Genomic DNA, 14,576 nt, shown 5'->3' on the forward strand with positions numbered 1-14,576 from the left:
TCAGTCATCCAGCCCTCGGCCGCTGAACAGGCGGCCGATCATCTCCATGGAATAACCCCGATAACTCAGGAAGCGTCCCTGTTGGGCACGCTCACGGGCGTCGGAGGGCAAATGCCCGGCGAACTTTCGACGCCAGGTGTCTTCCAGCTGGGCTTGCCAGTTGAAACCGCTTTCACGCAGGGCCAACTCGATGTCGGCACGTTGCAGGCCGCGCTGGCTGAGCTCTTCGCGAATACGCAAAGGGCCGTAGCCGGAACGGGCACGGTAGGACACGAAGCTTTCGAGGTAACGGGATTCGGACAGCAGCCCCTCTTCCGTCAAGCGGTCGAGTTCGGTGTCGATCATTTCAGGGGAGGCGCCGCGCTGACGCAGTTTACGCGTCAGCTCGACTCGACCGTGCTCGCGTCGCGCGAGCAGGTCCATGGCAGTGCGCCGTACGGCGACCGGGGTATCCAGTACGGCGGTCATCGTCTTACTCAGAGATCAGCGTCAGCCAGGTCGTCTTCGGTTGCGACGACAGCGGCCGCACCGGAGTTGGCCTTGGTGTCTACGCCTGGAGTCAGCAGCTTGTCACGTAGTTGCTTCTCGAGGGTCGCGGCGATTTCCGGGTTATCCGCCAGGAACTTGGCCGAGTTGGCCTTGCCCTGACCGATCTTGCTGCCGTTATAGCTGTACCAGGCACCGGACTTCTCGACGAAACCGTGCAGCACGCCCAGGTCGATCATCTCGCCATTGAGGTAGATGCCCTTGCCGTAAAGAATCTGGAACTCGGCCTGACGGAACGGCGAAGCCACCTTGTTCTTCACGACCTTGACGCGGGTTTCGCTGCCAACCACTTCGTCGCCTTCCTTCACCGCGCCGGTACGGCGGATGTCCAGACGCACCGAGGCGTAGAACTTCAGCGCGTTACCACCGGTGGTGGTTTCCGGGCTGCCGAACATCACGCCGATCTTCATGCGGATCTGGTTGATGAAGATCACCAGGCAGTTGGCGTTCTTGATGTTACCGGTGATCTTGCGCAGGGCCTGGGACATCAGACGGGCTTGCAGGCCGACGTGCATGTCGCCCATTTCGCCTTCGATTTCCGCTTTTGGCACCAGGGCGGCCACGGAGTCGACGATGATCACGTCAACGGCGTTGGAGCGCACCAGCATGTCGGTGATTTCCAGGGCCTGCTCGCCGGTGTCCGGCTGGGACACCAGCAGGTCGTCAACGTTGACGCCCAACTTGCCGGCGTATTCAGGGTCCAGGGCGTGTTCGGCGTCGACGAAGGCACACGTTGCACCGGCTTTTTGCGCCTGGGCGATGACGGAAAGCGTCAGGGTGGTCTTACCCGAGGATTCCGGACCGTAGATCTCTACGATACGGCCTTTCGGCAGACCGCCGATGCCCAGCGCGATGTCCAGGCCCAGGGAACCGGTGGAGATCGAAGGAATCGCCTGACGGTCATGATCGCCCATCCGCATGACGGCACCCTTGCCGAATTGACGTTCGATCTGACCCAAGGCCGCAGCCAAGGCTTTCTTCTTGTTGTCGTCCATTAAAGTCCTCACGTAATCAATAAGGCCTGACGGCCAACACCTGTATAAGTAGCCAGTATTATTCCACAGCGTTGGCGGATCGCCTACCCCTGATTTGCGATTTCTGCTTCCGCCCGTCGTAACAGGCCTTCCAGGGCGGCCTGCACCGTCTGTCGACGGACGGCGTCGCGGTCGCCGGGGAAGTGCCGGCGTTCGGTGCTGACGTCGTCGCCGCAGCCCCAGGCCAGCCAGACGGTACCCACGGGTTTCTCGGCGGAGCCGCCATCCGGCCCGGCCACGCCGCTGACCGCCACGGCGTAGCGCGCGTTGCTGTGGGCCTGGGCCCCCCGGACCATGGCTTCGACCACTTCCCGGCTGACGGCACCGACCTGATCGAACAAGGCCTCCGGCACCTTCAGTTGAAGGCTCTTCTGCCGGTTGGAGTAGGTGACATAGCCGGCCTCGAACCAGGCCGAGCTGCCGGGAATCCGGGTGATCGCCTCGGCGATGCCGCCGCCGGTACAGGACTCGGCGGTGGTGACATCGGTCTTGAGCGTCTGCAAGCGCTTGCCGAGTTCGGCAGCAAGCCGGGTGATTTCGTCCACGTTCCTCTCCTGCTCGGGGCAAAGCGGTGCCCTTGTGGGAGCTGGCTTGCCAGCGATAGCGATGGTGAGTTCACCACCCTAATCGCCAGCAAGCCGGCTCCTACAGAGGTTCCGTACAGCCGGATTCGATTGTGCGAGATGAACACCCTACACGAGCAGATCACACTTTCAAGACACGAGATTGCATCCGGATGTCAGCGGGAGACCGCCCCGGCATAGGCCTGACACGCCTTCAACTCAATCAGGGCGCGGTCGCCGTCGTCGGTGATGGCGATAATTCGTTGAGCATGCGCCGGGTCAAGTCGGGCTCTTGTGGCTGCATGAACCACGCCGCCGGCGGCGGTGGCGGCTGGCACGTCGCAGCCACTGGCAGGATCGTTGGCGTCGAGGAGGACTGACAGCCGCAGATCAGCAGTGGCAATACGATCACGCAGGCGAGCTTGATCCTGTTGCACATCGTTCAGCTCCTTGGAATGGGTTTGGTCGCTGACCTGGAGCCGTTGCTCCAGGGCCAGGCGCTTGTCCTGCTCGGCCCGCTGTTGCGCGGCCGCGGCGAGGGAAATCTGGTTGAGCGTGTCGGCCTGCAACCGGGCTTGATGCTCCAGTTGCTGGCCGTAACGCCAGTCTTGAATGTGCCAGGCGCAGGCCGCCGCACCACCGGCCAACAAGGCCAGCAGTGCGATGACAACGCCCAGGCGCCAGGGCGCCGGGATCAGGTCGAGGAGGCGCATAGCACCGCCCTCGCCCGGGCCCAGATTTGCAGTCGATCCTCGAGGCCGTTCAGGCCGCCGTTGATCTTGCGGGTGATGCTGTTGAACTGATCGGCGTCGGCCAGTGCGTTCAACCCTTGCTGCTCCCAGAACCAGGCCGCCGACTCGGCGGCCCATTGCGGTTGCTCCAGCAGTTCCGGTTGCAGCAACAGGCGTTCGTCGCAGAACAGCCCGAGACTGCATTGGCGATAGTTGCTGCGACCGGTGATCTGGATCAGCCCGCGACCGCGATAGCTCCAGCCGTCACCGGACGATGCATCGCCGTTATCCATACGCGATGCATAGACGATGTTCGCGATCTGCTCCGGCTGCCGGGCGACCTGCGCGGCCAGGTCCGGAGTAAACCGGTTTGGCCAAGTGGCGAGTAGGGCCTGCGCGCCATAGTTCAGGTTCTCGACCACCGACTGCAGTTGGCCTGACTCGTGGCCGGTTTGCGCCAGGAACGCTGCAACGCGCTGCGTGGTGACGATCTGGTAATCATTCATCGCTGTGTTGAGCACAGGCACAAAAACGCCGGCTTGGTCGCCGGCGTTCGGGAGGATCTGCAGCAATTGCTGCTGGGTAATGGGCATGGCTTTCTCCGAGCACAAAAAAACCGCTCGATGGCGGCGGGTGGTGGTCTGAGTGTTGCTCAGGCGGGTGGTGCGGGCCAGTTGATGGTTGTAGGGAAGCCGGGCTGCTCGGATATACGGTTGACGGCCACCCGATATTCCTTCCAAAGCTTCAGGTTTGCCGTGTCATCGGGGGTCGCCGTGCCAAGGTCAACTGCGTCTTGTAGAGGTGCGATGCGCAGACTGGCAGTGGCAAGCAGAGAATCGCGCTCAGAATTGGTAGCGGCTAATACTTGCTCAGGACTTGGTTCGTTTGCAGCGGCTTGAGCAGCACGTGCTTCTGTATCAGTAATCTCAACGGAGCCCTCGGGCAAAATATACGCGAAAAGGGCATCGTCGAGAAAGTGAACTCCACCGTTGGCATCTTTGTAATATGGCATTTTTATTTCCTTATCTAATTTCATTCCAAGTAACAGCACTACTTGCTACATACGATTCGCCCGGGAGAACGATAGCTGTGATGCCGCCGCCTGCAGAGGTAGGAGTACTATACCATCCCCAGGGAAAGTTCATAGAGACCCCTCCGACTGTCAGCGTACCAGCCCCGCCGATAGCGTTTGTGGACGTGTTATACACGAAGATTAAAATAGGGCGCCCTGTAGTGTTGTAATACGTTGTTCCAGCAACTCGCGTAGTTCCGACAGCAAAAACCTGTCGCGTCTGCCCAACCCCAATCCCAGACATCTCAATGGCATACCAACCCGCCACTCCATTCGAGGCAAGAGTCACCCAAGCACCAGTGGGAAGCGGAAGCGCCGTGGTAGCGGCTGGCAGGAGAATACCATCGGAGCCTGTAGTGACAATCGACATTCCCCCGCCCCCAAAACTCCAAAACTTTATCACTGTCTTTGCTGGCATGGTAGACGCGAGCGGCAAGGTCACGTTAATCAGCGTTGCGCTTGTACCAACAACAAGACCGCCCGCATGAGCCGCCGCAGTTAGTACGGTGCTTGTATTGACACCAAACGCACCGCTGAACTGAAATCCAACCCCCTGAACAAATGCGGTAGTCGGGAGTTTTGTTGAATTATCGAATTGTGGAGGCGTTACACCAGAGGCATTGGGTAACTGATCGAGCAAAACAATGTCGGTGCCATCATACACAGCGTCAGTTAACTGCCCCTGGATGACAGCAGCGACTTTGTTGCCGCTGGCATCGTATTGCATGATGCTCTTCGGGCCGAGGCCCGAGATGTTCATCTTGTCAGAGCCGGCGCCCCCCGAATGGAATTTCACTTGAAACCGCTGATTCACAGCATAGGCACTGATCGCCGGCACGGGGGCCAGTGTGAACAAGGGGGCAGTACCGCCAGTCGTGAAAGCAACCAAAGCCTGGCCTTGGACTGCCCCTGCCATCTTTTTGGGCGTGACGATGGTCGTGTCGTCAACACCTGAATTGGTCTGCGCCTGAGTGGCAATTTTAGCCACACCTGAAACACTTTCAGACGCGGGAACTACTGATTTTGAAACCCGCAGATCGGCGATGCTGACAATAGCATCTTTCAGTTGAGTGCTATTATTTTCATCCGGAACAGCATTGGTTGAGAGGATGACCGACAAAACCTCATCCGTCACCGCATTCCCCCACTCAGCAGGAATCAGGGATCCCGGCGTACCGGTCAGCGGATTGTCATCTACAAACTTCCCATTGACCAGCCCTACCCCAGGCACATTTTTTGGATAATCCATTGCTACCGCCTCAAAATATAATAATTATGAAATATATTGAATTTCAAAAAACTGACGTCTAACATTAGTGTTTAGTGCGCTAAACAGCAGCAAGCAGTGCTGCTAAAAAGTCTGGTTGAACCGGGCGATCAGACTCGGCAGGAAACTGGCTGCTCGCCGACTCCGGCCAATCGCGCAACGCTTGCCGATAAACCTGGAGCAAACGGTATTGCTCAACCGTCAAAGTTGTCACGGTGCCGACTTCAATCTGATCGCGATGCCTCGCCACTGCACCGTCAGTCTGTGCCAGTACCCCATTACGCCAATTCCTGGCTGACGCCTCCAACTCCGAGACCAAGGGTGCCGGTGGGAGTTGTACCTCTGGAAGGCCATCCTTCCCAGTCCCGATCACCATTAATTGTGGAAGTGCCGCATCCAGCTTTGCAAACAACGCGACATGATCAACATCGGAATACTCGCCCCATGACTCGTCAAGCTGATCAAACGAAAACATCCAGCGGTCATCGATTTCATTGAACTTGGCATACATATCAGTATCCCTTCACAACATAAGTGGATGAAAATGTAATTGCAGAAGCCCAGTTATAAATGGTCAACCCACTCAGGCTTCTTGCAACCCCAACCCCACCTCCAGGATTGCTGCTACTGGCGACCCCCATCGGCGTAACCGAACAGGTCAATATCGCGTTGGAAAACGTCAGCGGGAACGTCACACTTCCCGAACCGCCGGCAACGATGGACCCGCTGCTTCCCCACTGTTCAAGCAGATATCCCGTCGGACTGCTGCTATCGGGATAACGCTTCCATCCGGTCGGGTTCAAATTGGAAAGCGATGCGGTGGCATAGGTGGCTTGCGCGGAACCGTCTATGGCATACCAGATCGCGCCGCTGTTGGATGTCAGCGTCAGGGAATCGCCCGCAGCAAGAGACAGCCCGTTGAGGGTATAGGGAGTAACAATCGTGTCAGAACCCGCCCGCACCAAGTTCATTGGCAACGGACCGTAGTTCCAGAACTTGATCACCGATCCGTAAGGCATGCTGCTAGCGGCAGGCAGTGCGACGCTGATGGGTGAATTACTGGCCCCGATAATCAGCCTGCCCGCATGGGCGGCGGTCAATACCGCATTACTGGAGAAAACAGTCAGCCCACTAAACTGGAGACCAACTGACTGTACAAAAGCAGTCGTCGCCAGCTTGAGGCTGTTATCGAACTGCGGTGCCGTCGTGCCAATGGGGCCGGCCAACTGTCCCAACTGGAGGGAATGTTGACTCTGGGTCGCCGGGGCAACCTGTTGTGCTCCTCCGCAACCATCGATCAGGACCCAGGCACCGCCACCAATAGAGCTGTTGTACTGAACCCATGCCTCACCATTGGCGATAATCTCGCCGCCCTGAAGCGCAGAGTGCGCACCACCGACAACAGGCTTGGCCCCGATACCGTTCGGGTTGAACGTGCTGGCACCGGTGTTGGCGTTAGCGGCCTTGAAACGCAGGACGGTGCCGTCGACCAACTGAGTAACGACTGGCGAGTAAGTCGCAACGTAAGTATTGGCACTGCCTGTATCCGAAGCATAATTGCCCGTACTCGCTTGCCCAACCTTACGGATGGCTGCCAGCAACTGCGTGGTATCAGACTCATCCGGAGCAAGGCCAGCGCCTTGAATCACGTTGAGCATCTCCAGCGTTACCGCATTGCCCCACACCGCCGGAATCAGCGAGCCGGGCGAGCCACTCAACGGGTTCTCATCGACAAACTTGCCATTCACCAGCCCAACGCTGGGCACGCTTTTTGGGTAATCCACACTTTTATCCTCTAGTCATAATTGATGTGCACGAGCGTGTGCGCTGGTGCGGCACGATGTATCAGGCATTCCAGGGCACTACCGGGGTTGGCGCCGAAGCGCTCGCCCCAATAGCTCGCGCCGAAACGCCGGCCCATAAGCAGTCGGCCACCTGTATTCAGCGTCCACATGAACTGGGCCTGCCAAGTGCCGAAACGCGCTTTGCCGAACCGTGCCCTCCCCATGCGTGGGGTTTGCAGTTCGGTGACGCTGGCATTCGGATAACCCTGGCTGCGGGCGATATCAATGAAATAGCCGATGCTCTGGCCACCCACCGCCAACAACCGCCGACGCACCGCCACACGGCGATCGTCGAACAAGGGAGTGGGCCCCAGGCACGGGTCGGGCAGGTTCATCACCCGCTCCCAATCCGGCACCAGCTCACTGACCGTCACCGGGTCCACTTCATTGATCAGATCAACGGCCCGGGCATCAACCCGTGCCAGTTCCTGGGCGATCCCCAGCAGCACCTGCTGGATCTCCGGCACTTGCTCCGGATCCCAGGCCGGCCCCGCCGGCAGCAGGCTGCGCAACTGCTCCTGGTATTGCTCGGCCGTTCTTACTCCAGCCATACGCAACCTCCGAAAGTCAGCAACTGGTTGGTGGCGGCTGGCACATCGGCGGACGGCGAGACCAGCAGGTGATCCTGCTCACCACTGGCACTGCTGATGGACTCGGCGATATGGGTCAGCAACAGCGTGTCGCCCAGGCCAGCCTCACGATCATGCAGGTCCTGCAACTCGGCCTCGACGGCTGCGCGGATGGCACTGGTATCCGGGATCAGGCGCAAGGTGTAGGTCACCGGGACCAACACCGGCGCCAGTACATGCAACTCGGCGGTCACCGGACGCAACGGGTCGATATAGGCCTGGACCAACGCCAGTTGCCCATCGTCCGGCAGCGGCACCGGATCATCGTCGCGCATCACGAACAAGCCGACGGTGCCCGGTCCCAGGTAGCTGCCGCGACACCAGGCCCGGGTAATCCCCGGACACTCCAGTGCCCAGGTTTCGTAGTCGGCCGCCGAACCGCCATTGGGAACAATGCGATAGGAACTGATCACCCGAGCCCGCAACGATTCGATACTTTCCGCAGCAACGCCACCGCTCAAGCCAGGCGCCAGCACCGTGAAGGTGTTGCCGATTCCTTGCACCGGCTGCACCGGAAACAGGGTCAGGCCGGCATCGCCATTCCCCAGGCTGCCCGCATCCAGCGCCTGGATCTGCGCGGTATTGGTCCCGCCACTGGTGGTGCCACCCACCGTCACGGTGTAGCTGCGCCCATCACTGGTCTGCAGCAAGGTCCCGGCATCAAGCACCGCCCCTGCCGCCGCGGTATAGCTGACGCTGCCGCTGGCCGATTGCGCCGCCTTGCGCGGTTGATGCAAACGCAGCGCGGCAATACGCTCCAGGGTAGTGTCGTCGGCGGTGTCAGGCAGGATCTGATCAGCGATCCAGTCGAGGTAGCCGTAGAGGCCGAAGGCCGCGCCACTCAGGGTGCGGGCCAGGACCTGTGCATCGGACTGGCGCAGCGAATCGCCGGCCAGGTCGCCTTGGGTGCGGCTGATCAACACCGGTAGCGAAGGGGTTTCAAACGGCATAAGTCACCTGCCAACTATGGTTCGGGTTGATATCCAGGCGCTCGCCGCTGGCCAGGGTCAGAACCGTACGCAGGTTCAGTCGCTGGGCGTCGAGCCGTTCGGTTTGAATGTCGATGGCGCTGCAATGGCCGTCGTCGAGCAGCCATTGCAAGGCTTCGCGGGCATAGAACTCAGCATCGAGCTGGGTCTGCGCGGTGAGCTTGACCCGCCGCAACAGCCACAGCCGCGAGCCGATACGGTCGTCGGTCACCGAGGGAAAACTGTCGCCCCACCAACCGAAACGCTCGTCGTCATCGATCGGGTCATCGGTATTGGCGCGACGCCAGGTAAACAGGCTGATCAGCACCGAACGGGTCAGCGCCGTCTTCAGGTCGTTGGACACGAACATCAGGCACCTCCCGTCGGCGCGCCGGTCTGGCCGTTACCCGGCTGGATGCCGCCGTGCACATGTTTCATCTGGCTGATGCCGCCGGCGACCTGGTCGCCCTGGGAGACGATCTTGCCGGTCTGGGTCAGGCTCGGCGTGTCGATGTTCACCGCGGTACCGGCGCGAATGTTCAGGGTGCCGGTTTCGATATCGATGATCCGGCCACGCTTGAAGTGGATCTTGTCGCCTTCATCGGTGTAGAGGGCGATTTCGCCAGGGGCGAGGTTCTGCAGGCGGTAGCGGCGGTCGGCGACCACCAGGACGATAGCGTGGGAACGGTCGCCGCCGAGAAAGGTGGCAATGCCTTCGGCGCCGGCCAGCGGGTTGCTGGTGAAGCCGTAGGGCTCGAAGTGCTCCATGTCGTCGTTCACTTCACCGGCGGTCAGGCGCATTTGCAGCGATTGCAGTTTGTTGGCCGAATTGGCGAGCACGACAGTGCCGCGCGCCAGCAGGCGTGTCAGTAGGCTCATAGGGGGTCCTTGGGCAAGCGGAGTGTCAGGAAGGCCGCCTTCGCGGGCAAGCTCCGCTCCCACAGGGTTGATGTCACGCCGCGAACTTTCGGCCACACACGGACATTGTGGGAGCGGAGCTTGCCCGCGAAGGCGGTGGAACAGCATCCGAATAAGATGGGAATAACTACTTCGTGGCCTTCGCAGGTGCCGGCGTGGCATCGAAGACCTGCGGCGGCGCCACCACCAGGGTGGTGATCGAGCCCTGTGCGGACAACGACCAGGTCACCTTGGAGATAAGCATGTCCTGGTCCACGTCCAGCACCGGATCCTTGACCCGCACGGTCAGGTTGTGTCGCCACAGATCACCGTTGGACTGTCGCCAGCCCTGCACGGTGTAGGTGGTCGTCAGGGCCCTGGCGCGGCGTGTCGCCCGTTCCCAGTCAGCCCGTTGCTGGGCCAGCACCGGAGTGATCTGCGCGCTTTCGCTGATCACCGTGACGCGCTGGCGATCCGGACTGGTCTCGCTGGACACTCCGGAAACTTCGCTCACTGCAGTGCCGCTGTTCTGATCGCTGCCCTTGTGCTGGCCGATCACCCGGTACTCGGAAAACACCGCGCTGTAGTCTCTCGCCGTATTGGCCGAAAGAATGTTCTTGCCCAACTCCAGTACATCAGTCGCCCGCCCTGCACTGCCGGGCTTGGCGAGTACCAGGTTGCCGGCCGCATCATCGGTGGAGAACACCCGATACAAAGTCAGCAAGCGGTCGATGGACTTGAACACCGTCTCCCCCGGCACGATGCTGTGGGTTTGCAGTTTGGTGGTTTCCGGGATCTCGCTGCGCACAGTGACCTTGTAGGGCTTGGCCAACGCCTCGACGATCTTCAGCACGCTCTGTTCACGCCATTGGCTCGGCTGGTTGATGGCCGCGCAATCCACCAGGTCCTGGGTCAGCGAACTGCCCTCGACGGTCAGGCTGATCTGATTGCCGTCATAGCTGATGGGCGCCTTGAACACGTAACCGGTCAGGACCTGGTCGCAGCCGATCATGACCGAACAACGGGCACCGGCCTTGATCGGCAAAGCCTGGGTCTGTCCCGGCCATTTCCAGGTGATACCGAGCTTGAAGGTGCGGAACTGACGCTCGAGATCGGCCGTGATCTCGATGGTCTTCCAGCCCTCATAACTCAGGCCGTCGACCAACAGGACGACGGCGTTGTCGATGTCGTTCATGGCTTACTCCTTGGAGACCTGCAACGGTACCGGCGGTATGAAACCGGGGTGCGAAATCCGGTTGCGCTGCACCACCTCACCCACCCGCGTGGCATCACCGAGCTTCTGGTAAGACACGACCAGGGCCGGCTGGGTGCTCTTGGGCGTCAGGTCAACCAGCCGCACCCCGTTGGATGCCACTGCATTGAGATGCTGCGTCAGGGCCTGGCGGACGGTACTGAGTGCCTGGTACTGCACCGCGTCGGCCTTGAGCGCCGCCTGCCAGATCACATCGTTGAGGCTGTCACGCAGCGCCAGCACATCGTCGACCACCGGCACATCGGCCCGCTGCACCGGCTGCTGGGCTTGTTGGGCCAGCGACGGTGTGCTCGTCAGTTTCACCGCCGGCGTCGCCACCGGGATCATTGAGACAAACTGGGAGATCTGGACCAGCAAGGCATCCTGGATCAGGTTCACCGTGGCCTGTGAGGCCGCGGCGGAGTCCTTGCCAATGGTCAGTTTTGAGGCGTCGAGGGACTTGGCGTCCGCGACCTGTTTCGACAGGTCGGCCAGCATTCCGTGATAACCCTGGACGGCAAAGTCTTTCAAGCCCCGAACTTCGCCCACAACGCTTTTGACTTCGCCCACCAATCCGTTGAATTCCCCCAGCACGCTTTTAACCGCGGCACTCACTTGCTGGGGGAACTCCTTGACCGTGCGAACCAGGGCATAGATGTTCGCGTACGTCTCGATCAGCGGTTGCAACTCCTGCTCGATCACGTGATACGCCAGAGTAATCCCCTTGCGCAGGTTTTCCAGGCCGATCCGCGCCTGGTTGATCTGCGACATCGCCCCATCGAAACGCGCCACCGAAGCGTCGAGCAATTTGTCCGACGCCACCTGCAATTGCTTCTGGGTGTTGACTACGGCCTTGGGGAACTGCAGCGGTTCATCCGGGTAGAACTTCAGGTTGAAGGTCACCAACCCGCCATCCTTGCGGGTCTGGGTCATGTCACATTCGCCGACCTTGACCTGCATCCGTCCCTGCCACGGGTGAACCAGTTCGCCGCTGCCCTCCTCCAGTGCCTTGAGCAGCGCGTCACGCTTCTCAAGGCAATCGGCGCCAACGATAAAGGCGGTCAGTTCATAGATCTTCGACTGCTGGCCGAGACCTTCAAAAAACGACCGGTCGCGCTGCGGGTATTCATGCAACTGGCCTTTCTGGCCGACCGGGTTTTTCGCCTGATCGACCCAGAAGGGCACGCCGCGAAACGACGCCGGCAACAAACGATCACGCCAGCTAGTCGCCATAGGAACCTCCGTAGGAAAGCGAGCGATAGCCGACGCGCGGCGTCAGGTCCAGGCCCGGTTGATTGGTTTGCGCTTGGTCGACGCGCAAGCCCGCTGGCGCGTCCTTGAAGTTCACGGTCAAGCCGCCTTCGAGTTGCGTGCGGTTGTTGGCGGCGGTTTGCTGGACAAGGCCGCTGCCGTTGCCCGTCAGACCGGAGTCAGTACTGCTCGACGAGTCGCCCCAGTTCCAGAAGGAAGAAGCGCCGTCATTGGCCGCCTTGGCATTACTGGCCTCTTGTTGCTGCGCCAGGCCATCGACCTTGCCGGTGACCTTGGCGACAAAGTCACCGAAACCACCACTGAACAACTCCTTGATCGGCGTGATGAAGGTTTGCAACTTGCTCCACCAGCCAGCGAACCAGGCGACAATCGGATCCCAGTTCTTGATGATCATCCCCAACGGAGACCAGTCGAACATCGTCTGGAAAAAGTCCATGACCGGTGTCGCCAGGCTTTGCAGTACATCCCACAAGTCAGAAAAGACCTTGCCGATGGGCTCCCAGTTGGCGACGATCAGTCCGACAGGAGACCAGTCGAACAAGGTCTGGAAGAAGTCCTTGAGCGACTGCGCCGTGTCTTGCAGCGCCGCCCAGATCGTGTCGAAATAAACGCTGATAGCGCCCCAGTTATTGATGACCAGCACCAGCGGCGACCAATCGAACAGCATCTTGAGGAAGTCCACCGCTGGTGCGCTTGCCACTTTGATCGTGTCCCAGAGCTCACCGAAAAAGGCGCTGATCGCCCCCCAGTTATTAATGATCATCCCCAGCGGCGACCAGTCGAACACGCCCTTGAGAAAGTCCATCACCGGCACGGCCAAGGCCTTGAGCAATCGCCAGATCGAATCGAAGAGCCCCGTCACAGGCCCCCAGTTGTCGATGACCAGGCCCAGCGGCGTCCAGGAAAACAGCCCCTTGAAAAAGTCGAACACCGAAGTAGCTGCCGTCGTGATCGACTGCCAAAGGCCGGCGAAAAACACGCTGATCGTCTCCCAGCCCGCACTGATCATCGGCATCGGCGACCAGTCGAGCAGCGCCTGCAATCCCGACATGAAGCTGGCCGCCATGCCTTTGATATCGCCCCAAAGCCCGATAAAAAAGCCTGAAATCGGTTTCCAGTAAGCAACGATCAGCGCCGCGGCAAGGGCAAAGCCCACCACGACCAAACCGATCGGCGAAGCGAGCACACCCACCACCGCTGCCACCCCGGCCACCGCACCTTGCAGGACGGTGAACGCCACCGCCCCCGCCGCCAGGCCCTGGACCAGATTCGGATTGGCCGCCACGAACTCGGCGACGCGGCTCACCAGCGGCACCAACGCCGTCACTACGGAATTCACCACAGGCAACAAGCCCTGGCCGAACTTCAGGGAAACCTTGTCGACCGCCTCACTCAAACTCGCCAGATTTTTTGCCGTGGGCCCTGAATCAGATCCCTCGGCGCCCTTGCGGGCCTTGGCCAGGGTGTTTTCCGCCTCGATCGCTGACTTGACGCCCTCGACAAAAGGGGCGGCCAAGCCTTCGCCCTTGAACAGCTCCGAGAGATCCAGCTCGCCCAGGCCGCTGTCCTCCAGGCTCTTTTTGAAACTTTCGACTTTCTTGCTGACCCCTGACAGGTCGTCGTCCATTTTCTGGACGCCATTCACGACAAGGGCCATGTTCACAACCGTCTGGGTATTCGCCGTGAGCGTGTTATTGGTCGTAGCCATCACTGCACCTGCTGCATCGCATTGATCCGTTGCGCGTGCTCCAGGGATTCCCGGAGCACATCCAGTGGCCTGGCCATCATCTGTTCGGGGTCAACCTTCCAGAACCAGGCCAGGTCATAGGCGACCGCAATCAGCTCGCCGATGGCTGCGATGCCGCACTCATGAAAAAACCCGCCACCGCCCAGCTCAAGGTGTTGAGGTCGGACAGGTCCAGCTGGTTGACCGACGACGGCGGGATACCGGCGCAGACCGCGATGTACTTGGCCGCGACATCCATGTCGAGGCTGACGTCTTCGCCCTTGTCGATCTTGTACGGCAGCGCCTTGATCGACCGCACTTCCTGCACCGTCGGACGGCGCAGGGTGAGTTCGCTCAGGGGTTCGCCGTGGGCTTCGATGGGCACCTGCAACTTCACCGGATCAGTCATTGCCAGGTCCCCTTGATGCCTTCGAATTTCAGCGCGATGGTTGCGTCGTCACCCTTGGCGGACGGGGTGTCGCTCAGATAGGCACCGGCCAGGACGTAGACCTTGCCATTGCTGAATTCGCAGGTGACGGTCATGTCGGTGCCGGCGACCAGTTGCTTGAGCGGGAAGTCCGGCGTGTACAACGCGGTCACCGCGAAAGTGGGAGCGACGTCGGTTTCCTTGTAGAAACCCGGCACGACTGTTTCCCGTTTGACGAACATCAGCGGGGCTTCGCAGCCGCCATTGATAGTCAGTTGAGCGCCGTCCACTTTGACGTAGCAGGTACCCGCAATCAGTTGACCCATGGTGTATCTCCTTGCAATAAAA

Annotated in this window: 18 protein-coding genes; all 18 read right to left on the minus strand. The window is 60.3% G+C overall.

The genetic code is table 11. From position 1 onward, the window contains the following. The gene (gene recX, locus M5B42_RS04650; RefSeq protein ID WP_248745141.1) at window positions 1-468 is read right to left on the minus strand and encodes a recombination regulator RecX; all 468 of its coding nucleotides are present in this window, start codon (window positions 466-468) and stop codon (window positions 1-3) included. Window positions 469-476: 8 nt separating this feature from the next. Beyond that, window positions 477-1,541, minus strand: a complete 1,065-nt coding sequence (recA, locus tag M5B42_RS04655) for a recombinase RecA (RefSeq protein WP_103499726.1) — start codon at window positions 1,539-1,541, stop codon at window positions 477-479. Window positions 1,542-1,624: 83 nt separating this feature from the next. Next, on the minus strand, window positions 1,625-2,125 hold the full coding sequence (locus M5B42_RS04660) for a CinA family protein (protein WP_248745142.1): 501 nt from the start codon (window positions 2,123-2,125) through the stop codon (window positions 1,625-1,627). A gap of 194 nt (window positions 2,126-2,319) precedes the next feature. Beyond that, entirely contained in the window at window positions 2,320-2,856 is a 537-nt protein-coding gene (locus M5B42_RS04665; RefSeq protein ID WP_248745143.1) for a lysis system i-spanin subunit Rz, read from the minus strand. Beyond that, window positions 2,838-3,467, minus strand: a complete 630-nt coding sequence (locus M5B42_RS04670; RefSeq protein WP_248745144.1) for a glycoside hydrolase family 19 protein — start codon at window positions 3,465-3,467, stop codon at window positions 2,838-2,840. Before M5B42_RS04670 ends, M5B42_RS04665 begins: the two co-directional genes overlap by 19 nt. A gap of 59 nt (window positions 3,468-3,526) precedes the next feature. Further along, complete coding sequence (locus M5B42_RS04675; RefSeq protein WP_248745145.1) at window positions 3,527-3,886, minus strand: tail fiber assembly protein; 360 nt, start codon at window positions 3,884-3,886, stop codon at window positions 3,527-3,529. Window positions 3,887-3,896: 10 nt separating this feature from the next. Beyond that, window positions 3,897-5,195: a hypothetical protein gene (locus M5B42_RS04680; protein WP_248745146.1), complete on the minus strand. Its 1,299-nt coding sequence runs from the start codon at window positions 5,193-5,195 to the stop codon at window positions 3,897-3,899. Window positions 5,196-5,274: 79 nt separating this feature from the next. Next, window positions 5,275-5,724 carry a phage tail assembly chaperone gene (locus M5B42_RS04685; protein ID WP_248745147.1) on the minus strand — a complete coding sequence of 150 codons (450 nt, stop codon included), beginning with the start codon at window positions 5,722-5,724 and terminating at the stop codon, window positions 5,275-5,277. A gap of 1 nt (window position 5,725) precedes the next feature. Further along, on the minus strand, window positions 5,726-6,997 hold the full coding sequence (locus M5B42_RS04690; protein WP_248745148.1) for a hypothetical protein: 1,272 nt from the start codon (window positions 6,995-6,997) through the stop codon (window positions 5,726-5,728). A gap of 11 nt (window positions 6,998-7,008) precedes the next feature. Beyond that, complete coding sequence (locus M5B42_RS04695) at window positions 7,009-7,608, minus strand: putative phage tail protein (protein ID WP_248745149.1); 600 nt, start codon at window positions 7,606-7,608, stop codon at window positions 7,009-7,011. Further along, window positions 7,596-8,636 carry a baseplate J/gp47 family protein gene (locus tag M5B42_RS04700; RefSeq protein WP_248745150.1) on the minus strand — a complete coding sequence of 347 codons (1,041 nt, stop codon included), beginning with the start codon at window positions 8,634-8,636 and terminating at the stop codon, window positions 7,596-7,598. Before M5B42_RS04700 ends, M5B42_RS04695 begins: the two co-directional genes overlap by 13 nt. Continuing rightward, complete coding sequence (locus M5B42_RS04705) at window positions 8,626-9,024, minus strand: phage GP46 family protein (RefSeq protein WP_100938671.1); 399 nt, start codon at window positions 9,022-9,024, stop codon at window positions 8,626-8,628. Before M5B42_RS04705 ends, M5B42_RS04700 begins: the two co-directional genes overlap by 11 nt. Continuing rightward, the gene (locus tag M5B42_RS04710) at window positions 9,024-9,533 is read right to left on the minus strand and encodes a phage baseplate assembly protein (protein ID WP_100938670.1); all 510 of its coding nucleotides are present in this window, start codon (window positions 9,531-9,533) and stop codon (window positions 9,024-9,026) included. Before M5B42_RS04710 ends, M5B42_RS04705 begins: the two co-directional genes overlap by 1 nt. A 166-nt stretch (window positions 9,534-9,699) precedes the next feature. Next, window positions 9,700-10,746: a phage baseplate assembly protein gene (locus tag M5B42_RS04715; protein WP_248745151.1), complete on the minus strand. Its 1,047-nt coding sequence runs from the start codon at window positions 10,744-10,746 to the stop codon at window positions 9,700-9,702. Window positions 10,747-10,749: 3 nt separating this feature from the next. Then, a complete protein-coding gene (locus M5B42_RS04720; protein ID WP_248745152.1) occupies window positions 10,750-12,036 on the minus strand; it encodes a DNA circularization N-terminal domain-containing protein in 1,287 nt (428 codons plus the stop codon). Then, entirely contained in the window at window positions 12,026-13,783 is a 1,758-nt protein-coding gene (locus tag M5B42_RS04725) for a phage tail protein (RefSeq protein ID WP_248745153.1), read from the minus strand. The genes M5B42_RS04720 and M5B42_RS04725 overlap by 11 nt, the downstream gene beginning before the upstream one ends. A 130-nt stretch (window positions 13,784-13,913) precedes the next feature. Continuing rightward, a complete protein-coding gene (locus tag M5B42_RS04730) occupies window positions 13,914-14,210 on the minus strand; it encodes a phage tail assembly protein (protein WP_177099820.1) in 297 nt (98 codons plus the stop codon). Continuing rightward, window positions 14,207-14,554, minus strand: coding sequence for a phage tail tube protein (locus M5B42_RS04735; RefSeq protein WP_100938665.1), 348 nt, complete (start codon window positions 14,552-14,554; stop codon window positions 14,207-14,209). The genes M5B42_RS04730 and M5B42_RS04735 overlap by 4 nt, the downstream gene beginning before the upstream one ends. Window positions 14,555-14,576 lie beyond the last annotated feature (22 nt).

The organism is Pseudomonas sp. MWU12-2037, assembly GCF_023242345.1.
Classification (GTDB): domain Bacteria; phylum Pseudomonadota; class Gammaproteobacteria; order Pseudomonadales; family Pseudomonadaceae; genus Aquipseudomonas; species Aquipseudomonas gingeri_D.